Annotated in this window: 17 protein-coding genes; 10 read left to right on the plus strand and 7 right to left on the minus strand. The window is 37.1% G+C overall.

Annotated elements, in window-relative coordinates; all coding sequences use genetic code 11:
• Nucleotides 1–20: 20 nt before the first annotated feature.
• Nucleotides 21–2,573 (minus strand): DNA gyrase subunit A, encoded by a 2,553-nt coding sequence (gene gyrA / locus NDQ75_RS10680; RefSeq protein ID WP_202027464.1) that lies wholly within the window; start codon nucleotides 2,571–2,573, stop codon nucleotides 21–23.
• 269 nt (nucleotides 2,574–2,842) lie between these two features.
• Between gyrA and NDQ75_RS10685 the strand changes: the two genes are divergently transcribed.
• The 3 genes from NDQ75_RS10685 (at nucleotide 2,843) to NDQ75_RS10695 (ending at nucleotide 7,697) form a co-directional block, all read left to right on the plus strand.
• Nucleotides 2,843–5,395: an ATP-dependent Clp protease ATP-binding subunit gene (locus tag NDQ75_RS10685; RefSeq protein WP_202027465.1), complete on the plus strand. Its 2,553-nt coding sequence runs from the start codon at nucleotides 2,843–2,845 to the stop codon at nucleotides 5,393–5,395.
• A gap of 292 nt (nucleotides 5,396–5,687) precedes the next feature.
• Nucleotides 5,688–7,064 carry a 30S ribosomal protein S6--L-glutamate ligase gene (gene rimK, locus NDQ75_RS10690; protein WP_202027466.1) on the plus strand — a complete coding sequence of 459 codons (1,377 nt, stop codon included), beginning with the start codon at nucleotides 5,688–5,690 and terminating at the stop codon, nucleotides 7,062–7,064.
• Nucleotides 7,065–7,298: 234 nt separating this feature from the next.
• On the plus strand, nucleotides 7,299–7,697 hold the full coding sequence (locus tag NDQ75_RS10695) for an STAS/SEC14 domain-containing protein (RefSeq protein ID WP_202027467.1): 399 nt from the start codon (nucleotides 7,299–7,301) through the stop codon (nucleotides 7,695–7,697).
• 33 nt (nucleotides 7,698–7,730) lie between these two features.
• Here the strand turns inward: NDQ75_RS10695 and hutH are convergent, their stop codons facing one another.
• Together hutH and NDQ75_RS10705 are read right to left on the minus strand one after the other, a co-directional pair.
• Nucleotides 7,731–9,242, minus strand: a complete 1,512-nt coding sequence (gene hutH, locus NDQ75_RS10700; RefSeq protein WP_202027468.1) for a histidine ammonia-lyase — start codon at nucleotides 9,240–9,242, stop codon at nucleotides 7,731–7,733.
• A gap of 94 nt (nucleotides 9,243–9,336) precedes the next feature.
• Entirely contained in the window at nucleotides 9,337–10,875 is a 1,539-nt protein-coding gene (locus tag NDQ75_RS10705; RefSeq protein WP_202027469.1) for an NAD(P)H-hydrate dehydratase, read from the minus strand.
• A 481-nt stretch (nucleotides 10,876–11,356) separates the two neighbouring features.
• On the opposite strand from NDQ75_RS10705, the gene thrA reads away from it, so the two are divergent.
• The 3 genes from thrA to thrC are packed head-to-tail and all read left to right on the plus strand — an operon-like array spanning nucleotide 11,357 to nucleotide 16,055.
• Complete coding sequence (gene thrA, locus NDQ75_RS10710; protein WP_202027470.1) at nucleotides 11,357–13,804, plus strand: bifunctional aspartate kinase/homoserine dehydrogenase I; 2,448 nt, start codon at nucleotides 11,357–11,359, stop codon at nucleotides 13,802–13,804.
• Nucleotides 13,805–13,815: 11 nt separating this feature from the next.
• Nucleotides 13,816–14,736, plus strand: coding sequence for a homoserine kinase (locus NDQ75_RS10715; protein ID WP_202027471.1), 921 nt, complete (start codon nucleotides 13,816–13,818; stop codon nucleotides 14,734–14,736).
• 17 nt (nucleotides 14,737–14,753) lie between these two features.
• On the plus strand, nucleotides 14,754–16,055 hold the full coding sequence (gene thrC, locus NDQ75_RS10720) for a threonine synthase (protein ID WP_202027472.1): 1,302 nt from the start codon (nucleotides 14,754–14,756) through the stop codon (nucleotides 16,053–16,055).
• 234 nt (nucleotides 16,056–16,289) lie between these two features.
• Here the strand turns inward: thrC and NDQ75_RS15925 are convergent, their stop codons facing one another.
• Together NDQ75_RS15925 and NDQ75_RS10725 are read right to left on the minus strand one after the other, a co-directional pair.
• A complete protein-coding gene (locus NDQ75_RS15925) occupies nucleotides 16,290–16,418 on the minus strand; it encodes a hypothetical protein (RefSeq protein WP_262895535.1) in 129 nt (42 codons plus the stop codon).
• Nucleotides 16,419–17,603, minus strand: coding sequence for an MFS transporter (locus NDQ75_RS10725; protein ID WP_242513621.1), 1,185 nt, complete (start codon nucleotides 17,601–17,603; stop codon nucleotides 16,419–16,421).
• A gap of 87 nt (nucleotides 17,604–17,690) precedes the next feature.
• Between NDQ75_RS10725 and NDQ75_RS10730 the strand changes: the two genes are divergently transcribed.
• Entirely contained in the window at nucleotides 17,691–18,257 is a 567-nt protein-coding gene (locus tag NDQ75_RS10730) for a Crp/Fnr family transcriptional regulator (protein ID WP_202027473.1), read from the plus strand.
• A 7-nt stretch (nucleotides 18,258–18,264) separates the two neighbouring features.
• Here the strand turns inward: NDQ75_RS10730 and NDQ75_RS10735 are convergent, their stop codons facing one another.
• Both NDQ75_RS10735 and NDQ75_RS10740 read right to left on the minus strand, forming a co-directional pair.
• Nucleotides 18,265–18,792, minus strand: a complete 528-nt coding sequence (locus tag NDQ75_RS10735) for a DUF421 domain-containing protein (RefSeq protein ID WP_202027474.1) — start codon at nucleotides 18,790–18,792, stop codon at nucleotides 18,265–18,267.
• A 110-nt stretch (nucleotides 18,793–18,902) separates the two neighbouring features.
• Nucleotides 18,903–19,862, minus strand: coding sequence for a helix-turn-helix transcriptional regulator (locus NDQ75_RS10740; RefSeq protein ID WP_202027475.1), 960 nt, complete (start codon nucleotides 19,860–19,862; stop codon nucleotides 18,903–18,905).
• A gap of 630 nt (nucleotides 19,863–20,492) precedes the next feature.
• Between NDQ75_RS10740 and NDQ75_RS10745 the strand changes: the two genes are divergently transcribed.
• The 3 genes from NDQ75_RS10745 to NDQ75_RS10755 all read left to right on the plus strand — a co-directional run bounded on the left by NDQ75_RS10745 (nucleotide 20,493) and on the right by NDQ75_RS10755 (nucleotide 23,337).
• Nucleotides 20,493–20,987, plus strand: coding sequence for a DinB family protein (locus NDQ75_RS10745; RefSeq protein ID WP_202027476.1), 495 nt, complete (start codon nucleotides 20,493–20,495; stop codon nucleotides 20,985–20,987).
• An 83-nt stretch (nucleotides 20,988–21,070) separates the two neighbouring features.
• The gene (locus NDQ75_RS10750; RefSeq protein WP_202027477.1) at nucleotides 21,071–21,286 is read left to right on the plus strand and encodes a hypothetical protein; all 216 of its coding nucleotides are present in this window, start codon (nucleotides 21,071–21,073) and stop codon (nucleotides 21,284–21,286) included.
• A gap of 428 nt (nucleotides 21,287–21,714) precedes the next feature.
• Entirely contained in the window at nucleotides 21,715–23,337 is a 1,623-nt protein-coding gene (locus NDQ75_RS10755) for a DUF6377 domain-containing protein (protein ID WP_202027478.1), read from the plus strand.
• The last annotated feature ends 28 nt before the right edge of the window (nucleotides 23,338–23,365 follow it).

Here is a 23,365-nt window from a genome sequence, read left to right on the forward strand (position 1 = left end):
AAAAAAATTTGTGTTAAGTGTTAATCGTTATTATTGGGTTCATTATCGGCTGATTTAGAATCAATATCTATGCCATCTTCGTTAACGTCGATATTGTCTATGTCTTCTATTTCGTCTTCCTCTTTCATTACTTTGGCTACGGCTGCAATAGAATCGTTCTTAAGGTTAATCAATTTTACCCCCTGAGTAGCACGACCCATTACCCTTAAATCTTCAATAGCCATACGAATAGCTACCCCAGCTTTGGTAATAATCATTAGGTCGTCATCATCAGAAACATTCTTAATAGCCACCAAAGCTCCTGTTTTTTCAGTAATGGACATGGTTTTCACACCTTTTCCACCACGGTTGGTAATTCGGTAAACGGCTTCGCCATCTTCTGGATCGTCCAAATAAGTACGCTTACCATAACCATTTTCAGAAACAACTAAAATATTTTCTTCCAAGTTATGTACAGAAACCATTCCAACCACTTCGTCATTGTCATCGGCTAAGGTAATACCACGAACTCCAGAGGCATTTCTACCCATTGGGCGGGTCTTGCTTTCCTCAAAACGTATCGCTTTACCAGATTTAACCGCCAACAAAATTTGACTATTACCTGTGGTTAACTTAGCTTCTAACAGCTCATCACCTTCCCGAACCGTTATGGCATTAATACCATTTTGTCTAGGGCGCGAATATTGCTCCAACGAGGTTTTCTTAACCACCCCTTTGCGGGTTGCCATTATGACAAAATGGCTGTTTATATACTCCTCGTCTTTTAAGTCTTTCGTACAAATAAACGCTTTAACCTTATCATCTTGCTCGATATTGATCAGGTTTTGAATAGCCCTTCCTTTTGAAGTTTTACTTCCTTCAGGAATTTCGTACACCCGCATCCAGAAACATTTTCCTTTTTGGGTAAAGAACAGCATGTATTGGTGGTTCGTTCCAACAAAAAGATGTTCTAGGAAGTCCTCATTTCGGGTAGATGAACCTTTTTGTCCAACTCCTCCCCTGTTTTGGGTTTTGTACTCTGTAAGCGGAGTTCTCTTAATATATCCAGCATGGGAAATGGTAATAACCACCTGCTCATCTGGAATCATATCTTCAATGCTTAAATCTCCACCCGCATATTCAATGGTAGAACGTCTTTCGTCACCATATTTATCTTTCACCTCAAGAAGCTCTTCTTTAATGATTTCCATTCTGCGCTCCTTACGGGCTAGAATATCTTTGCATTCTTCAATAAACTTCATGATCTCTTCATACTCGGTACGAAGTTTATCCTGCTCCAGTCCGGTAAGCTGTCTCAATCGCATTTCTACGATTGCCTTCGCTTGAACTTCACTTAATTTAAAGCGCTCAATTAACTTCTCACGAGCCTCTTCAGCATTACTGGAACCACGGATAATGGCGATTACTTCATCAATATTATCAGAAGCAATAATCAATCCTTCCAAAATATGGGCACGCTCTTCCGCTTTGCGAAGTTCATATTCTGTTCTACGCACCACTACCTCATGACGATGCTCCACAAAATGGTGAATCATGTCTTTAAGGTTAAGCAGTTGCGGTCTTCCTTTTACCAATGCAATATTATTTACACTGAAAGAAGACTGTAGCGCCGTATATTTAAATAGTGTGTTTAAAACAATATTTGGAATTGCATCCCTTTTAAGGATGTAAACAATACGCATTCCGTTTCTATCCGATTCATCACGGATGTTCGAAATCCCTTCTATTTTTTTGTCATTGATAAGATCGGCAGTTTTCTTAATCATGTCTGCCTTGTTCACCTGGTAAGGTATTTCGGTCACCACGATACATTCTCTACCATTCACCTCTTCAGTGGTAGCCTTGGCGCGCATAACTACGCGTCCTTTACCGGTTTTAAAAGCTTCACGAACACCATCGTACCCATAAATTATTCCACCTGTAGGAAAATCCGGGGCTTTTATGTGCTCAATAAGCTCGTCAACTTCAATATCGTTGTTTTCTATATAAGCTACAGTCCCGTCCACTACTTCGGATAAATTATGTGGTGGCATATTGGTAGCCATACCTACAGCAATTCCCGAAGCTCCATTAATTAATAAGTTAGGAACTCTTGTAGGAAGAACTTTAGGTTCTTTTAGAGTATCATCAAAATTTAGTTGGTGGTCTACAGTATCTTTGTCGATATCGGCAAGCATATCTTCCGATATTTTTCGCATACGCGCTTCTGTATAACGCATCGCTGCCGGACTATCTCCATCAATAGAACCAAAATTCCCTTGTCCGTCTACCATCATATAACGCAAGCTCCAACTCTGAGCCATACGCACCATAGTATCATAAACAGAAGTATCTCCGTGTGGGTGATACTTACCTAATACCTCTCCTACAATTCTCGCAGATTTTTTATAAGAACTGTTAGATCTAACCCCCAGTTCATGCATCCCGAATAAAACTCTTCGGTGAACTGGTTTTAATCCGTCCCTAACATCTGGTAGCGCACGTGACACAATGACTGACATCGAATAATCGATATAAGCCGATTTCATCTCGTCCTCAATATTAATAGGGATCAGCTTTTCTCCTTCTGCCATATTAAATATTTATTTATGGTTTAATTATAAATCGTGCCAATATACGCATTTTATGAACGCTTTCGGGTGTTGACACCTGCTTTTTTCATGTTTTTATCAACAAAAGAAACCGCTCGAAACGTTAATAAAATCAATGTTAATTTTTTTGATTTTGACGCTTTTTTTTGTCTATTAGCTAAAACTAGTCTTAAATGATATAAATTAAGGTATAGTTTTTGCCTACTTATAGTTGTTTTACTATTTTTAATTGAAGAAAGAAAGGAAGAAGTATGGATGATAATTTTTCACCTAGAGTAAAAGATGTAATTGCCTACAGTAAAGAAGAAGCTCTGCGTTTAGGGCACGACTTTATTGGGACGGAACATCTCATGCTCGGACTTTTGCGTGATGGAAACGGAAAAGCAATAGATATTTTAACAGCATTAAGCATAGATTTAGAACACTTAAGAAGGAAAGTAGAAATATTGAGTCCCTCCAATCCTGCAGTGGGAGTAGCGGCAAATGATAAACGCAACCTACACCTTACAAGACAGGCAGAACGTGCTTTAAAAACAACTTTTTTAGAAGCAAAACTATTTCAAAGTTCGTCAATCAATACGGCTCATTTGTTACTTTGTATTCTTCGGAATGAAAACGATCCGACTACAAAGCTGCTCAACAGGCTTAAAATTGACTATGATAATGTTAAAGAACAATTTAAGCTTATGATTACAAGTGATGACGATTATATAGATTCTCCAGCTGCCGAGTCATTTTCGGATGAAACCGGCGCAGGCGATGAAGGAAGGGACAATCCTTTTGGAAGCTCAGGAAATGCTCCTAAGTCCAATAAAAAATCGAAAACCCCTGTTCTGGATAATTTCGGAAGGGACCTTACGCAACTTGCGGAAGAGGACAAACTCGACCCAGTGGTTGGTAGGGAAAAAGAGATTGAGAGGGTTTCGCAAATTCTAAGCCGAAGAAAAAAGAACAATCCGCTCCTTATCGGGGAACCCGGAGTTGGTAAAAGTGCTATTGCCGAAGGATTGGCGTTACGTATTGTTAAAAAGAAAGTATCTAGAATTCTTTATAACAAACGAGTAGTAACGCTCGATTTGGCTTCTTTGGTTGCTGGAACCAAGTACCGCGGACAGTTTGAAGAACGTATGAAAGCGGTAATGAACGAACTGGAAAAGAATGATGATATCATTTTATTTATAGATGAAATTCACACCATAGTAGGTGCTGGTGGCGCTACGGGAAGTTTAGATGCTTCTAATATGTTTAAACCTGCATTGGCAAGAGGTGAAATTCAATGTATTGGTGCTACTACGCTAGATGAATACAGACAGTATATTGAAAAGGACGGTGCTTTGGAAAGAAGATTCCAAAAAGTAATTGTGGAGCCTACTTCTGTTGAAGAAACCATCGAAATCCTTAACAATATTAAGGACAAGTACGAGGAGCATCACAACGTGACTTATACTGATGAAGCCATTGAAGCTTGTGTAAAACTTACGAATAGGTATTTGACGGATCGTTTTTTACCAGACAAAGCAATTGATGCCTTAGACGAAGCAGGTTCTAGGGTTCACATTACCAACATGGAAGTTCCTAAGCAAATCCTTGAGCTGGAAAAACAGTTGGAAGAAGTAAAAGAGCTTAAAAATTCTGTCGTTAAAAAACAGAAGTATGAAGAGGCAGCTAAACTTCGTGATGACGAAAAACGTCTTGAAAAGGATTTATCCATAGCGCAGGAAAAATGGGAAGAAGAAAGCAAACTTCATAGGGAAACGGTTACTGATGAAAGCGTTGCCGATGTAGTATCTATGATGAGCGGCGTTCCTGTTACCAGGATTGCCCAAGCGGAAAGCTCAAAATTGGCACAGTTACCAGAACTTATTAAAGGAAAAGTCATCGGTCAAGATGAAGCTGTTGGTAAAGTTGTAAAAGCAATTCAAAGAAATAGAGCCGGATTAAAAGACCCAGATAAACCTATTGGTTCATTTATATTTTTAGGTCAGACTGGTGTCGGTAAAACACAGTTAGCCAAAGTATTGGCCAACAAATTATTCGACTCGGTTGATGCCCTCATTCGAATCGACATGAGTGAATACATGGAGAAATTTGCGGTTTCAAGATTGATTGGAGCGCCTCCGGGATATGTTGGTTATGAAGAAGGTGGTCAACTTACGGAAAAAGTAAGAAGAAAGCCATACGCTGTAATCCTTTTGGATGAGGTAGAAAAAGCGCACCCTGACGTGTTCAATATGCTTCTTCAAGTACTGGATGATGGTTATATTACCGATAGTTTGGGAAGAAAAATTGATTTTAGAAACACTATTATCATAATGACCTCCAATATTGGTGCGCGTCAACTTAAAGATTTTGGTCAGGGAGTTGGTTTTGGAACTTCTGCCAAAAAGGCACAAGCCGATGCTCATTCAAGAAGTGTTATTGAAAATGCACTTAAAAAGGCGTTTGCTCCTGAATTCTTAAACAGAATTGATGATGTAGTAGTTTTCAATCCTTTGGAAAAAGAAGATATCTTCAAGATTATTGACATAGAATTGGAAAGACTTTACATCAGAATTAGTGGTCTTGGCTACAACTTGAAATTAACAGATAAAGCCAAAGATTACATTGCTGAAAAAGGATTCGACAAGCAATATGGTGCTCGACCGCTAAAAAGAGCCATTCAAAAATATATTGAAGATGCCTTGGCGGAAGAAATTATCACATCCAAACTTTCAGAAGGCGACAGCATTCTAATGGATTTGGATACTGATAAAGATGAACTTACTGTGGATATTAAAAAAGCAGAAAAATCCACTGAATCTTAAAATAGATATTACACCGGAGGCAGACTGAATTTATCAGTAGTTCTTCCGTGTATCTATCAAAAAATAAAGAATCTCACCCCAGTGGGTAGAAAACTTAATAATTATTTATAACGTGCGGTCTTTCACCGCACGTTTTTTTATTTAATTTTACTCCCTCCATTTTTCTTCTTAAATTAGAAGAATAATGGTTTTTCTCGCGCTAATTCAATACAATCTGTAGGCACCCAATACACGGTCCTGCATTTTATTTTCAAGAGAAAGCAAATCAAAATTAGTTACTAAAAAAAATTAAATGAGCAACAAAACAATTATTGGTAGCCAAGAATGGGTTTCATTACCAGAGTTAGATATATCAACCATCAAAGTACGCGTAGATAGTGGCGCCAAAACATCGGCACTGCACGCGGTCAACATACAGCCTTTTCAAAGAAATAAAGATACTTGGGTTACTTTTGATGTATATCCCATTCAGCACAATGGAAAAAAAGTGATTCATTGTGAAGCCATGGTTGTAGATAAAAGGGTTATTAAAAGCTCAACAGGTACGCGGGAAAACCGATATATCATTAAAACCTCATTAAATATTAATGATACTTCTTGGGATATTGAAGTATCCCTCACCAATCGCGACAGCATGGGTTACCGTATGTTGCTGGGAAGAGAAGCCATGATGGGAAGACTTATTGTAGATCCTGAGAGCAGTTTTATGTTGGGAGATCTTAGCGATGAGGATGTAAATAAAAGATACAAGGCGAATGTTCAAAATCAAGGCGGACTTAAAATTGGGCTTTTGGCCAGTAATCCAAACTTATACAGTAATAGAAGAATTATTGAAGCCGGTGAACGTTTAGGGCACGAAGTTGAGTTTTTCAATATTCGCCAATGCTACATGAAGTTGGACGCAGAAACTCCGGAAATCCACTATCGGGGTGGAAAAATTTTAAACGACCTAGATGCAATTATCCCAAGAATACGGCCTAGTATGACATATTATGGCTGTTCTTTGGCGCGACATTTTGAATCTATCAACATAGCTTGTTTGAACAAAGCAGAATCGATACGTCAGTCAAGGGACAAACTTTTTTCACTTCAATTATTGCTGAAAAATGGAGTTAGCATCCCTACCACAGGTTTTGCAAATTCTCCACTGGATACGAATGACCTTATTAAAATGGTTGGTGGTTCACCGCTAATCATCAAACTATTAGAAGGTACACAAGGTAAAGGAGTTGTCTTAGCAGAAACTAAAAAAGCTGCTGAGAGCGTAATCAATGCCTTTAAAAGTCTCAACGCCTATATACTGGTACAAGAGTTTATAAAAGAAGCAAATGGTAAGGATTTGCGTATTTTTGTAATCGACGGTAAAGTGGTTGCCGCTATGCAAAGAGAAGCACCTCCAGGAGAGTTTAGGGCAAATATGCATCTTGGTGGGACTGCATCGATTGTTAAACTTTCTTCCGCAGAAAAAAGAATCGCTATAAAAGCTACAAAAGCCATGGGACTGGATGTTGCAGGCGTTGATATTATTCGTTCTTCAAAAGGACCTTTGTTGTTGGAAGTTAACTCTTCTCCTGGTTTAGAAGGTATCGAAACAGCTACTGATATAGACATTGCCGGACTCATGATTAAATCTATTGAGAAAAAATTAAATTGGAAACCAAATAAATAGATTTTCATCCGCAGTTTACTCACTGATAATCAAACTAATAATATTGCCTTTCTTTTTCGGAAGGCAATATTATTTTGTAAATTATACAAACGAGAATTTTTTTTGAGAATAATAGATCTGACTGCGATCATCCATTTCAAATTTGAAATGGTATTAAAACCAATAAAACAGGTAGTTAATCTAATATTACTCAAATGAAGTAAATGTTATTTGAAAACCAATTAATTTTGTGCCATGAATGTTGTTGCGGATAATTATAAGCTTATAAAGTCCTACAATTTGGACTTTGGCACGGTAGAGATATACTCGAAATTTGCTATTGGTATAATTAAGGATGGAGTTGATTTAACACTTGAAAATATCTCTGACTTAGCAACTGTGGCAGACGTCCACTTTAGGGAACAGGATTTTGGGTACATTTCACTACGTAAAAACTCCTACGCTATTAATCCCGCATTGTACAATTACATTAAAGAACTTTCCAACTTAAAGTCGGTCGCTATTGTTTCTGATAAAGAAATTTTCAAACATAATTTCAAGATTGAAAAGTATTTCTACGGAAAAGAAATGGCTTTATTTAAAAACGTGAAAAGTGCTGTTGAATGGACGATTGACACAATCGAAGCGAACTAACAGCTAACTCTTCAGAAAAAAGATTAAACTCCGTTAATCTTTAAAGATTTCTTCATTCATTTCAAGACTGTCCATAAAACGGATTGTTTCTACAATATCATCGTGAAATATTCGGTCTTTCCCTACAAAAGGAACTTTCTCTGTATACTTTTCAAAATAGTTCTCAATAATCGGCGACGATTTAGCAGGTCTTCTAAAGGCAAGCGCTTGGGAAGCATTTAATAACTCAATTGCCAAAATGGTTTTCAAGTTTTCCATTATTTTAAAACACTTGGTGGCTCCATTAGCACCCATACTCACATGATCTTCTTGTCCGTTGGATGACACAATGGTATCCACACTAGCGGGCGTTGCCAATTGTTTATTTTGACTAACAATACTGGCTGCGGTATATTGCGGAATCATCAAACCAGAATTTAACCCAGGATCGTTCACCAAAAATGATGGTAACCCACGTTGACCAGAAATTAATTGATACGTTCTTCTTTCTGAAATACTCCCCCACTCTGCCAAAGCAATTCCTAGATAATCCAACGCCATCGCCAATGGTTGTCCGTGGAAATTACCTCCCGAAAGGATTTCATCTTGATCAATAAAAATATTGGGGTTATCCGTAACGGAGTTAATTTCAGTTTTAAATACTTTTCGTACGTGCGCCAAAACGTCTTTAGAGGCGCCATGAACTTGAGGCATACATCTAAAGGAATACGGATCTTGAACCTGTGTTTTTTGCTGAAGCGCAATTTCACTTCCGTCTATAAATTCTAAAATACGGGCTGCCGTTTTTATTTGTCCGCGATGTGGTCTTACCAGATGAATCAACTTATGAAATGGCTCCGTTAATCCGTTAAACGCATCCAGAGACATCGTTCCCACTAAATCGGCAAGATAGGATAGTTTGTATCCATTTATAATACACCAAACACCATAAGCGCTCATAAATTGAGTACCATTAAGCAACGCCAAACCTTCTTTGGATTGAAGCTGAATAGGATTCCAGTTCTTTTCTTCATACACTTTTTCAGAAGAAATCCTTTTACCTTTGTAATAAACTTCTCCTTTACCTAGCAATGGAAGTGATAAATGTGCTAGCGGAGCAAGATCGCCAGAAGCCCCAAGGGAACCTTGAGTATAAACAACCGGAATAATATCTTCATTGTAAAACTCTATGAGTCGGTTGACGGTTTCTAATTGCACGCCGCTATGCCCATAGCTTAGCGATTGAATTTTCAACAAAAGCATCAATTTTACTACTTCCTGAGGCACCAAATCCCCTGTTCCACAGGCGTGGGACATCACCAAGTTTTCTTGTAACTGACTTAAGTGCGTATTGGCAATCTTTACATTACACAGAGAACCAAACCCAGTATTTATGCCGTAAATCGGTTTTTTGTTCGAAGCTATTTTTTCGTCCAAAAACTTCCTACATTTCTCGATATTTACTTTGGCCTCGTCAGAAAGACGTAGCTTTTGCTTCTTTTCAATAACATTCCAAATAGTTTCGATGTCCAGTAAATCTGAGCTTATGTAGTAAAATTCGTCCATTAAAAAGTAGTTATAATCGGTCAAAATTCTTTATTCAGCTATAAAAATCCAAGGAAATTCATATAATTAACCTAATTGTTGTGTTTTATGAAGCTTAGCTCGGGTTTTCCTGATAATCACTTCTATTTTTTTTATGTAAATCTAAAAATGCATCACCTGTAAAATCAATAATATCAGTCGCCGTTAAAGCCTCTACTCCCGATCGCATCACAGCAAGATCGCCTGCCCTTCCATGAATATAAACTCCTAGAATCGCTGCTTGTAGTAATGAATACTTCTGTGCTACCAATCCGGTAATAATTCCTGTTAACACATCTCCGCTTCCTCCTGTAGCCATCCCCGGATTACCGGTAGAATTAAAAAACAGCTGATCTCCATAAACTACAGCAGTGTAAGCGTCTTTTACAACCATTACTAAATTATAATCCTTAGAAAAACTCTTTACCATTTCCAACTTTTCAAAATCATCGTTCCACTTACCAATCAGCCTTTCCAATTCTTTAGGGTGCGGGGTTAAAATTGCTTTCCCGTTTAAATAAGTAAGTAAATCATTATTTTCAGCTATAATATTAAGCGCATCCGCATCAATTACCATTGGTTTTTTGTTCTTCCGAAGGAAATTAGATATTGCTTTTACAGTTTTTTCATGCGTTCCCATACCAGGACCTATTCCAATTGCGGAAGGTTCTATGTCGTAATCAATTTTAGTTACAAAATTTTCTTCCTCGTCGGTAAGCACCATGGCTTCCGGAAAGGCAGTTTGTAAAGTTTGATAACCGCATTCAGGAACAAATGCCGTTACCAGTCCGGCCCCAGCGTGCAGTGCCGCTTCACTACTCATTAATACAGCGCCTACTTTCCCGTGGCTACCGCCAATTACCAAAGCATGTCCGTATGTACCCTTATGGGAAAATCGACTACGGGATTTGTAAAAACTTAAAACATCCTTTTTATCAACATAAACCATGTTGGATTCTTCTTCCTCTAAAAATTTCGGATCCTGACCAATATCCAAAATATCCCAATATCGCGTGTATTTCCCTGTTTCCGGTAGTAGAAATATCAACTTTGGAAGTTGAAAAGTGAGTGTAAAGTCGGCTTCAATTACAGCATCCTTTTCAGAAGGCACCTTATCCATGTACAACCCAGAGGGAATATCAACAGAGAGTACAAAAGCACCACTTGTATTGATTTCATTAATTAAATTGGCCACCCAATCATCTGCTGGACGATTAAGACCAATGCCGAAAATGGCGTCTATGACTACATCTTGAGAACTAATGTTCGGAATTTCTGTGTCTTGTGATAGTAATTTGGGCCATAATTTTAGTTCTTTAATCCGATCGAAATTCAGTAAAAAATCCTTCGAACGTTTATCACTAAAATTTACTACGTATACTTCAATATTATATCCTTGCTCCAATAGATGCCTGGCGACTACTAAACCGTCCCCTCCATTATTACCAATTCCACAAAAAATGTTAATTTTCACTTCTTTTGTAGGTAACTGTTGCTTTATCCAGTTAAAAATGGCAACACCAGCCCTTTCCATCAAGGCATCGCTAGTGATATGTTGCCGTTCGATTGTCAATTTATCAGCTAAACGTATTTGTTCAATCGAAAAAATTTTCATTTTATAACAATTCTTTAGTTAAATTATTAAATTCTCAATAATTATCTTTTTGTTTTTTTAGTACTATAAAAGTACTACATTTGGCATCTACAACGAGTAAGTAATGCAAAAAAATAATAGCACATATACCATTTCTACATTCCCAACGGGAATTCTGTCTATTATTACCATTATTCGTAACACTACTATTATTACCCCTTTTGGGGTATAACATTTTACATATCGTCCGTACTTATATTTGTTTTAAAAACAAACAAAACAGCATTTTAGGCGTTTTAATCGAATAGAATGCATTGAATAACAAATGCCACAAATCGATCAAACAAAAAATAATGTTCTTACTTTCCAGCGCCAACTAATTGCTGGAGAAATTTAAATTATAAAAACTAACAAATGAAACCCGCAATGGGTAATTAACGAGTAAAGACAATACCAATAGACATAATCAAAACTGAATTAAAGAATTGTAAATTTTATTTAAATGAAAGTATTAAAGTTTGGCGGCTCTTCCGTTGCCAATGCAGAGAATATAGAAAAGGTTAAAAATATAGTGGCCAATGCATCCAAAGGAGAAAAAGCTATTGTCGTGGTATCTGCTTTTGGTGGTGTAACCGATTTATTAGTGAAAGCATCTTTGTTGGCCGCCGCTCAAGATGAAGCTTATAAAAATGTCTTACAGGAAATTGAAGAGAAACATATTTCCACTGCACAGGCACTTATCGAAATAAATAACCAAAGCAAAGTCATCAGCAATGTAAAAAGAGAACTCAATGTTTTGGAAACATTACTTGAAGGTGCATTTCTTATTGGGGAAACTACACCAAAACTATTGGATAAAATTGTTGGTTTTGGTGAGCAATTGTCATCATTTATTATTAATGAATATTTCTTAAAGGAAGGACTGGATAGCGTTCATAAAGACAGTAAAACTCTTATAAAGACCAATGACAATTTTGGAAAAGCTGCAGTAGATTATAAAACGACCAATGAGCTTTGTGAAAATTACTTTGGAACGGTTTCTTACCAAGTTATTGTTGCGCCTGGTTTTGTAGCTTCTTCCGCAAAAGGGGACTCCACCACTTTAGGTCGAGGAGGATCAGACTATACCGCGGCCATTTACGCTGCGGCCATCAATGCTAAAACATTGGAAATATGGACAGACGTAAGCGGTATGTACACTGCCAATCCGAAATTGGTAAAACAGGCTTTTGCAATTCCGCATATTTCTTATGAAGAAGCGATGGAATTGTCTCATTTTGGCGCCAAAGTTTTATATCCGCCAACCATTCAACCGGTACTTTCCAAAGGGATTTCTATTCATATAAAAAATACTTTTGCACCAGAAGAAGAAGGTACTCTTATCACCAAAAATACAAATGGAAAAGAACGTGCTGTTCGAGGCATCAGTCATGTAGAAAGTATTTCGCTTATTTCCTTGGAAGGAAGTGGTATGGTGGGTATTCCCGGTATTTCAAAACGTTTTTTTGAAGTACTTTCTCAAGCTAAAGTAAGTGTTGTTTTCATTACGCAAGCTTCTTCAGAACATTCTATATGTATTGGAGTTGCTTCAGAAGATGCCGAAAAAGCGAAAAGTGCATTGGAAATGGCTTTTGAATATGAAATGACCCTAAAGAAAATAAATCCGGTGGTGGTTGAAAATAATCTTGCCATTGTAGCATTGGTGGGCGATAACATGAAGAGTCATCAAGGGTTAAGCGGACGCATGTTTAGCGCATTGGGTAAGAATAATGTAAACATTCGTGCTATTGCGCAAGGTGCTTCAGAAAGAAATATTTCGGCCGTTATCAATAAAAATGATGTAAAAAAGGCATTGAATACGCTGCACGAACAATTCTTCGAAGATAATGTGAAGCAATTGAACTTGTTCGTAATGGGCGTTGGTAACGTTGGTGAAAAGTTTTTAGCGCAAATTGAAAAACAGCGTAAATTCCTAAAAAAGCAATTAAAACTAAATATACGTGTGGTTGCTTTGTCCAATTCACGTAAAATGGTTTTTAATGATAATGGTCTCGATCTTAAAAATTGGAAAGAGCAATTGGAAAATGGTGAAGAAACTGGATTAGATAAATTTTTCAGTAAGGTAAAAGAACTGAATCTTCGAAACAGTATTTTTGTAGACAACACTGCCAATGAAGCTGTTTCCAACACCTATGCTAGCTATTTAAATGATAGTATTTCCGTAGTAACGTGTAACAAGATTGCAGCATCGTCACCTTACAAAAATTATGTCCATTTAAAGGAACTTTCTAGAAAATACAACGCTCCTTTCTTGTTTGAAACCAACGTGGGTGCAGGATTGCCAATTATTGATACATTGAAGAACTTAATTGCTTCCGGTGATAAAATCACTAAAATACAAGCAGTATTATCAGGAAGTTTAAACTTTGTTTTCAATAATTTTAATGACAGTACCAATTTCGATGAAGTTGTAAAACAAGCACAGGAAGAAGGATATACCGAGCCAGACCCTAAAATTGATTTAAGTGGTATTGATGTAATGCGAAAGATTTTAATTCTTGCTCGTGAAAGTGGAAATGAATTGGATATTGAACAAATTGAAAATGACTCTTTCCTTCCGCAGGAAAGCTTAGATACGGATAATGTGGAGGATTTTTATAAAACTTTAGTGAAGCATAAGGAGCATTTTGATGGTATTTACAAAGCCGCAGCCGATAAGGATTGCCGACTGAAATATGTAGCGCAGTTTGAAAACGGAAAAGCAAAAGTTGGATTACAACACATCCCGAAAGATCATCCATTTTATAATTTAGAGGGAAGCGACAATATTGTTCTTTTCTTTACGGAAAGATATGTGAAGCAACCGCTTATCATCAAGGGAGCAGGTGCCGGCGCAGATGTTACTGCTTCTGGTATTTTTGCAGACATTATAAGAATTGGTAATTTTTAACGGCGCCTATAATGAACGAGATTAAACTATTTTGTCCAGCTACCATCGCCAATGTTTCTTGTGGTTTTGATGTACTCGGGCTATGTCTTGACAGTACCGGAGATGAGATGCTGGTTCGAAAAACCAAGGAAAAGGGCGTTAGAATTACCAAAATAACAGGCCAAGATTTACCACTGGAAACCGAAAAAAATGTTGCTGGTGTTGCCGTTTTGGCTCTTTTGAAAGAGATAGAAACCGAATTTGGTTTTGAAATCGAAATCATAAAAAAAATAAAACCGGGAAGTGGTATTGGTAGCAGCGCTGCCAGTGCCGCCGGAGCGGTTTTTGGAGTGAATAAATTACTTGGCGAACCCTTCACCAAAGAAAAGCTCGTGGAATTTGCCATGCTTGGAGAGGAATTGGCCAGCGGAGCGGCACATGCAGACAATGTAGCCCCTGCCCTCCTCGGTGGATTCACGCTCGTAAAAGGCTATGAGCCTTTTGAGGTAATAAAACTCCATAGTCCGAAAGAGATTTATGCAACCGTTATTCACCCTCAAATTGAAGTAAAAACAGCCGATGCGCGTTCGGTAATCAAACAAACCATTCCACTAAAAAAAGCCATAATTCAATGGGGAAATTTAGCAGGTTTGGTTAGCGCTCTTTATACTGAAGATTACGAACTCCTATCCCGTTGCTTGCACGATGAAATTGTAGAACCCATGCGTAGTCCGCTTATTCCGGGTTTCCATAAAGTAAAGCAGGCAGCTAAAGATGCCGGTGCACTCGGAAGTGGTATTTCCGGCTCTGGGCCTTCAATTTTTGCTTTATCAAAAGGAGAAGATATTGCAAAAAAAGCTGCCGAAGCCATGGCAGAAGTTTATAAAGATTTCGGAGTGGATTACGATATCCACGTTTCAAAAATAAATACTGAAGGGGTGAAAATCCTTTAAGAAAACATTATACATAGATGAACTATTACAGTCTTAACGACACTAAAAATAATGCTAAAACTAGCTTCGAAGAAGCGGTTGTAAGAGGCATAGCACCCGATAGAGGACTTTATTTTCCAAATGAAATAAAACTGCTGGAAAGTGATTTTATTGATAATATTGAAAATTACAGCAATGAAGAAATTGCTTTTAAAGTAATTGAACAATTCGTAAATAATGAAATTCCAACTGATGTTTTAAAGGAAATAATTCAAGATACTTTGTGTTTTGATTTTCCTACAGTGAAAGTAGAAGAAAATGTGTATTCGCTTGAACTGTTTCACGGGCCCACAATGGCATTTAAAGATGTAGGCGCACGTTTTATGGCGCGTTGTTTGGGCTATTTCAATAGAGATAAAAAAGAAGAAACCGTTACAGTATTGGTAGCCACTTCTGGAGACACAGGTGGTGCGGTAGCCAGCGGTTTTCTTGGGGTTAAGGGTGTGGAAGTTGTTATTCTATATCCTAGCGGAAAAGTTAGTGATATTCAAGAAAAACAATTAACAACCCTAGGAAAAAATATTACTGCTTTGGAAGTAGATGGTGTTTTTGATGATTGTCAAGACATGGTGAAAACCGCTTTTCTAGATGCCGAATTGACCGAGGAAAATCTTACATCTGCCAATTCCATTAATGTGGCACGTTGGCTGCCTCAAATGTTCTACTTCTTTTTTGCTTATAAACAGTTAAAAGCGGAAGGAAAAGAGCTCGTTTTTTCCGTTCCTAGTGGGAATTTTGGAAATATCTGTGCTGGAATGATGGCCTATAAATTAGGATTGCCGGTAAAACATTTTGTGGCTTCCACCAACATAAATGATACAGTTCCGCAATACATGGCTACCCAAGAATACAACCCTAAGCCTTCTAAACAAACCATTTCCAATGCAATGGATGTTGGAAACCCAAGTAATTTCATCCGTATCCAAACGTTGTTTGATAATAATTTTGAAGCGCTCAATCAGTTGTTTTCATCTTTTAGTTATACTGATGAAGATACTAGAAAGACCATGAAAGAGATTTACGGGGAATCTAAATATGTTGCTGATCCGCATGGTGCTGTAGGCTATATGGGACTAAAAAAATTTCAAAAGGCAGCACCGGAAACCCTTGGTGTTTTCCTAGAAACAGCGCATCCTGTTAAATTCTTGGATGTAGTTGAAGAAACTTTAGATGTTAAAGTGCCTATCCCAGAGCAAATAAAAGCAGTTCTTGGCAAAGAGAAAAAAGCACATGCCATCAAAAATTATGATGATTTGAAAGCGTATTTAAAAAATAGATAGTCTTTCGTTTAAATATTTATAGAGATAAAGAAGTTCGTTTGGTTTGCGCCAACGGACTTTTTTTATTGTTGATTTGTTAAGTCGTGGAGTTGTTAAGGTGCAAAGTTTTCTCGTTGTCCGTTGCCCGTTGCTCGTTATTCGTTATTCGTTATTCTCTGCTAGTTGTTCGGATAGAAACTAGAAACTTTTCAATCTTCTAAGGTCATATCGACCATCGGGAGATATCGCATCCAGTTATTCAAAATATAATGTGATTTCTCTGTCTTCCCTTCGGTCAGCTTCGAAATGACTTGAAAAACTCTTTAAACTTCCCGCATCCGTCTCCTGTCTTCCGTCTTCAGTCTTCAGTCTCCTGTCTTCCACCTATCTCGAGGTTCTTTTAAAGATATAGGCAAGCGCAATTAATGCAATTCCAGCGGCTACAAACATGGCGTTGGGAATTACTTCGGTTCGTTTTTGATAGTACCAACCCGAAAACAATGCTCCGAGTCCGATTCCTGCTTCCAGAGCAATGTACATCGTTGCAACGGCCTTTCCCCGAGCGTGTTTATGACTCATATCAATGGTCCATGCGTTTAATGATGGAGAAACCACTCCCATCGCGATTCCGTATAAAATTCCGCCAGCGATAAATATAAAATAGGATGAAGCCATCCCAATAACTGCCATGGCAATAGCTAAAATTATTAATCCTAATTTAATAATTACCGTACGTCCATATTTATCCGAAGCTTTTCCCGATAAAAATCGAACCACTAGGGAGGCTATTGTAAATACAATAAAGAACAGCCCTTTATTGGCAATCCCCAAATGGGCGGTCCAATCTGGTATGAGGGTTAATATCACCCCTAAAGAGCTATAGAACAGGAATGTTACAATAGCAGCGGGCATTACTTCCAAAGCAATAATATCCCTTCTGGTAATTTTAAGTAGCGACCATGAAAATTTCTTTTTAGGCTGAAGTGTTTCCGGCATGTTTACGATAATAAGCATGGAAAGAAAGGCACACACCGAAGAGGAATAAAACAGCACATCGTAGGAATAGGTAAGTTTTATAAAGCTTCCCACGGCTGGCCCCAGCGCCATTCCCGTACTGTAAAAAAGACTTTGCATTCCTATTGCCTCCCCCAACGAGGGCTGCGGTGTAATATCTGCTACATAGGCCGATGTAGCTGTGGGTTTAAACCCTGTTGAAAATCCATGGAGTAAACGAAGTAACAAAAACCCGAAAACAGAATGTAAAACGGGATAGAGAAAGCCGCAGAAAACACATACCAAAGCTCCAAATACCATTACAGGCACGCGCCCAACGGTATCGGTTAGTCTTCCACTAAAAGGTCTTGAAATTCCAGCCGTCAAGGTGAAAAGCGCGATGATGAGTCCGATATACTTGGCGCCTCCCATCGAACTTAAGTACGCGGGAAGCTCGGGTATGAGCATATTGTAACTAGCAGAAAACAATAACGAACTAGAACATACCATTGCGAACTTTAGATTGTAAATAGGGTGTGTATTGTATTTTGAAAGGGTATTTTTTAAGAAGCTCATCCGTATTAAATATCTTTGCGCATATAATTGGTACAAAGAAAGACTTTGTTTTAGGATTTAAAAAGGACATTTGTCCGACGCCAAAAAATGATACGAAAAAACGCGAATCTCTTACACTATATCACAAAACATCTCTTGCAACATTCAGAAGGTACCATTGAAAGTTGCCAGTATGCACCCAGAACTGTGGTGTTAGGGCAAAAGAAACGGGTTTCTTCGGTGTTTATAATTAAAAGCGGACTCGCAAAATGTTATCTGACAGAAGATAACGGAGTGGAATTCATTCAAGAATTCTTTGGGGAAGGTGAAATATTTGGAGAACTCGAAGCCATCAACGAGAAACTGAGCTTTTGCTGTATTGAAGCCGTTAATACATTAGAAGTTTATAAAATAGAAACTACTTATTTTAAGGAACTTTTGGAAACTGACACTACCTTTAATTCACTTATTTTAAAAGCATTGGCAAACAAACTAAATTATACTGCCGTTCGCCATGCGTACAATCAGTCGCATACTTTAGAGGATAATGTAAAACGTTTAATGGAGCACTACCCTAATTTAATTCAAGAGATTGCAAAACAGGATATTGCCAACTATTTAGGAATCAACGTGCGTAGTTTGCATCGGGTGCTAAAGACAATTGCGCAAGACTAGTACATTTTTAGGGTTTTTCTCGAACACCCTCCAACAAACTATCACTTAAAGAATTACTTTCGTTTTCTGTGGTATGCAATACGGAAATATCTCCTGTTGATTCCAATACCACGGCCTTCACTTGGCTAAAATCCAGCACGTTTGCCTCCCGTAGTTTTGCTATGAGTTGTGATTTTTCAACCCGTGCATATTTTAAATTATCTTCCAAAATTTCACTTCCGTTCATTAATAACAAAGGTTTATTGGATATCAATTTATTTATCCATCGAAATTTTCGCTGTAAATAAGAGACAATAAAGGTAAGTAATAACAAAGCGCCTACGGCCACAGAACCATGTGCGATGGAAGTACTGGAAGTCAAGGTAGAAGAAATAATACTTCCTATGGCAATGGTAAAAGCAAAGTCGTATGCCGTAAATTTGGCAAACGACCGTAACCCAATTATACGTGTTAAAAAGATTACTGCAATAAAAATCAAAACACTTCCGCCGATGGTTTGCAAAAGCGGGTCACTACTACTATAAATCCATTTCATATTTTCCATATTTCAATTGAAAAAAGGGTTGAATTTAAAGATAGTAAGTTTTACCCATAATGTAGGCTAACAACCTAGAAACCTTTGCCTGTAAAACTACGAGGAGTACATTAAGACAACCGCTCCCCTGCCTGTCTAATAATTTCTTTAATACGCTGTTTTAAGCTTTCAGGTTGAACGATAGTAGCATAATCAGCAAACATTAAATACCATCGGGCAAATCGGTTTTCCATATCGACGGTATTAAATTCCATCTCGACTTCATTACCCACTGTTTTTTCTGAAACTAATCCGTAGTAGGAAAGATTATGACTGAGATACCGAGCTACTTTCTTGTCCACCCGAATAATTACATTTGTTTTTATTTGATTGGCTTCTTTCTGAAGAAAACTTTCCAGTGGTTCGTGCTCTAGCACAAATGATTTTTGCGTTGTAGAAATCTTTTTAATTCTATCCGTGCGAAATTGTCTGTAATCCTTCCGAAGATGGCAATATGCCATGATGTACCAAAATCCATTTTCATTGAATAAACCTACAGGCTCTATCCATCTATCCGTATAAGACGTTGCGTGCAAAGCTTCATACACCAAAAACACCTGCTTTTTTTCAGCAATACCACCGAAGAGAATCTCCAAGGCGTTGGGTACATCTTTATTGAAAAGTTCTTGGGTGGGATAAATGGATATTTGCGACGCCAAGGAACTCATCCAATCTTTCTCACTTCCCCTCAAAACAGATTTAATCTTAAACATGGCCGCTTCAAAATACTTCCCCAAAGAAGCATCGGTGTACTGTTGCATTAATTTTTCGGCAGCAATAAAACTACTGGCCTCTTCTTTGGTAAACATTATGGGAGGTAAACGATATCCTTCCATAATACTATACCCCGTTCCAGCTTCACTAATTATAGGCACTCCCGAAGTTTCCAAAGTTCGTACGTCTCTGTAAATGGTGCGTAAACTCACCCCAAAACGGTCGGCAAGTTCTTGGGCTGTAACAATTTTCTTGGATTGTAACTGAATGAGAATGGCTACAATTCTGTCAAATTTTTTTAAGGTGTTGTCGGTCATATCCTCTAGAATTCCCTTCCCAAAGATACTGTTTTTGTCAACTGAGCAAGAGCTTATTCACTATCTGAGATGTATTATAACGTTTACATCTCCCATATTTCAGGGTTCTTTACTGAATGCGATAGGTTGTTTACCTATTTCATGACGTTTAAAATACAACGAGATACGTTGTTAGACCTGTCTGGCGAGGTCTAAAACCTTACAGTTTAGGTTATTAAACTTATCTGGACACGTTCAAGATGTCAAAATATACGTTATACAACGTATCGGGATACGTCCTACAACCTCAAAATATACGTTATACAACCTATCGGGACACGTCCAAGACCTCAAAATATACGTTATACAACCTATCCGGACACGTCCAGAACCTCAAAATATACGTTATACAACGTATCTGGACACGTCCAAAACTTCAAAATACACGTTATACAACGTATTCGGACACTTCCAGGACCTCAAAATATACGTTTGTTAACGTATACCTCGCAGATTATTAATTTCTGAAGTCATCTTCATTTATAGAAAAATTTATTTTAACACTTTTTCAGAATTGGCTACTGACAAACAGTTGTCACACCCCGCTATTACTTTTGGTTTCAGAAACATTAATCAGTAAAAATTATCATTATGGAAAATTCGAACACTATTGAAAAAAGAACAACTGTATTTACTTCGGAAGAATTACTGGCACATTGGCAAGGGCACCGGGCCTTAACCCGAAGAACGATTGAAGCATTTCCCGAAAAAGAATTCTTTACCCACAGCATCGGCGGGATGCGAACATTTGCAGAACTTACCATGGAGCTTCTTGGAATAGCTGCGCCAGGAATGAAAGAAATTGTGGTTGGAAACACCGAAAAATTAAAAGAACACTTCGACCACGGAAACAAAAAAGAATACCTACTAGCCCTTTGGGACAAGGATACGGAAGCCATTAATACCTATTGGGAACAGTTAAAGGACGAAGATTTCTCTAAAAATATTAAACTTTTTGGAGAATATGAAGGAACCGTTATTAGCTCTATTCTCTATTTTATCGACAATGAAATTCACCACCGCGGGCAAGCCTATGTTTATTTAAGAAGCCTTGGTATAGAACCTCCATTTTTTTGGGAGCGATAATTGAAACAATCCTAGCAAGCGTATTGCTTGCTAGGATTTTCATTCAAATCATTTTTAAAATCTTCTGATAATATGTTTAAAAAATGAAAGGTATCTATGTATTTAAAACTTCCGTGAAAAGAAAAATAGAAATTAAAAACCTAAGTCCGGCTTTAAACAATCTTTTAAAACCCAACAATGCTTGGAATTTTGATCTCGAAGACCGTGATAAAATATTGCGTGTAGAAATGGAAGAAAAGAAGAAAGCATCCATTGAAAACCTATTGCATTCTTACGGTTTTGTTTGTGAAGAAATGTAAGTTGATAATTGAGGGCGTTTACGGTACGAAGAATTATAAATCTCACTAAGTGAGTAAATTGAGAAGGCTTTCCGTTAAACTTAATCCATTGATTCAGCTAACTATTTTTTAAATTAATGTTTTTAATGTTTAAGACCTTTATGGAAAGCCCTTTTCTTCTCAACTTAACTCAAGCTTTTCCGAAAGTACGTTTAAGAACAAGCATTAAAAAAAAGTAAGAAAAAAATCAAGATAATTATTAATTATAATTGAATTTAAGATATTGAAAATAAGACCATTAACCAATTACTGGCCTTTTTAAAATCAAGACGCAATAGAAGTATTAAATTAGCGTGTTTTTGCGTTTTAGATAGATTTTTAGCATAATTATGAGCAAAACTATCTTATTTTAGCAACTATTATATTAATAGTATATAAAACACCAACCATTGAAGCCATTAATTGCCGTACTACTTTTTATCTTAAGCTCTCTATTTGTTAGTGCACAATCATATGAAAATACACTGGATAAATTAGATGAAGAACTGGAAAATTCTACTTACTTCGTTCAGTTAAAACACCAGGAAATTGGAAAGCTAAAAAAAAATGTAAATCAGTTTACTGTATCGGGTAATACGAAAAAATTATATGGAACATATATAGATTTGTTTAAGGAATACAGCAAATTTAAATACGATTCGGCTTACTTTTATTTGGAAAAAGCCAAGTCTATTGCGCTTAAACAAAAAAATGATACCCTTTTAAGCAACGTCCGTATCAATGAAAGTTTTATTCTGTTATCTTCTGGCCTCTTTAAAGAAGCTATAGATACGCTGAATAATATTGATACCACTACCCTAACCCACAAGCAAAAATTTAAGTATTACAGCGTAAAAGCCAGAAGTTATTTTGATTTATCCGACTATAATAGGGATAGCAGATTTACGGTTCTTTATACACAGAAAGGCAATCGTTACCTAGAGAAAGCCTTATTATTTGCAACCGAAAATACCAACGACTATTGGTATGCGAAAAGTTTGTTGGCGTTAAAAAAACAAGACTTAAATGCAGCCAGAACCGTTTTTGAGAATTGGATAAATAACTACCAATTATCGTCTAAATATCTCGGTATTGCTACGTCTAGTCTTGGCTATATTTATGCCGAACAAAACAACCCGGAAAAGGCCATTGAATATTTTGCTAAAGCAGCGATAGCAGACATAAAATTTGCCACGAAGGAAACTACCGCCTTGCGTAATTTAGCTTTTGAACTTTATAAGGTTAACGATTTGGAACGCGCCAATAAGTACATTCATCTAGCCATGGATGATGCCACTTTTTATAATGCTCGACATAGAAAAATACAAATTTCCAGCATCTTACCTATTATTGAAAAAGCTCAACTTTATAACATGGAGCGACATAACAAAGTTCTGGAAAGAATTGTTATAATTTTGACAGTTCTATCCATAGCCGTGCTCATTTTACTGGTTATCATTTTCAAACAATTAAAGTCTCGAAATCGATCTAGAAAAGAACTACAAACCTCTTATAATCAATTAGCTAAACTAAATAGTTCGCTGAGGGAATTGGATGCCATAAAGCAAGAATATATTACCTATTTTATACAATCTACCTCCGACCTTATAAAAAGAATAAATACGCTCAAAAAGAGTGTTCAACAAAAGATTTTATCTAAAAAAATGGATGATGCTTTGCGCATTCTAAATACGTATAACACCAAAGAAGAACGTAAAAATCTCTTCAATCAATTTGATGAGATATTCCTACAGCTTTTTCCCACGTTTATAAATGATTTCAACCAATTTTTTGATGAAGAACAAGAACACAAGAAAGGCAATGAGTTATTAAACACGGAATTAAGAATTTATGCTTTATACCGGCTGGGGATTCAAGACAGCAATCAAATAGCCAGTTTTTTTGATCTTTCGGTTTCCACAATTTATTCCTATAAAACGCGTATTAAATCCAGATCGCGTTATAAAGATAATTTTGAAGAAAAGGTTATGGAGATTCCATATTTAGGAGTGAGAGAGGATATAACCATTTAACCTAAGTATGACATTATATTTTGTAAAC

Origin of the sequence: Galbibacter mesophilus, from assembly GCF_023721415.1 — a bacterium.
Lineage (GTDB): Bacteria > Bacteroidota > Bacteroidia > Flavobacteriales > Flavobacteriaceae > Galbibacter > Galbibacter mesophilus.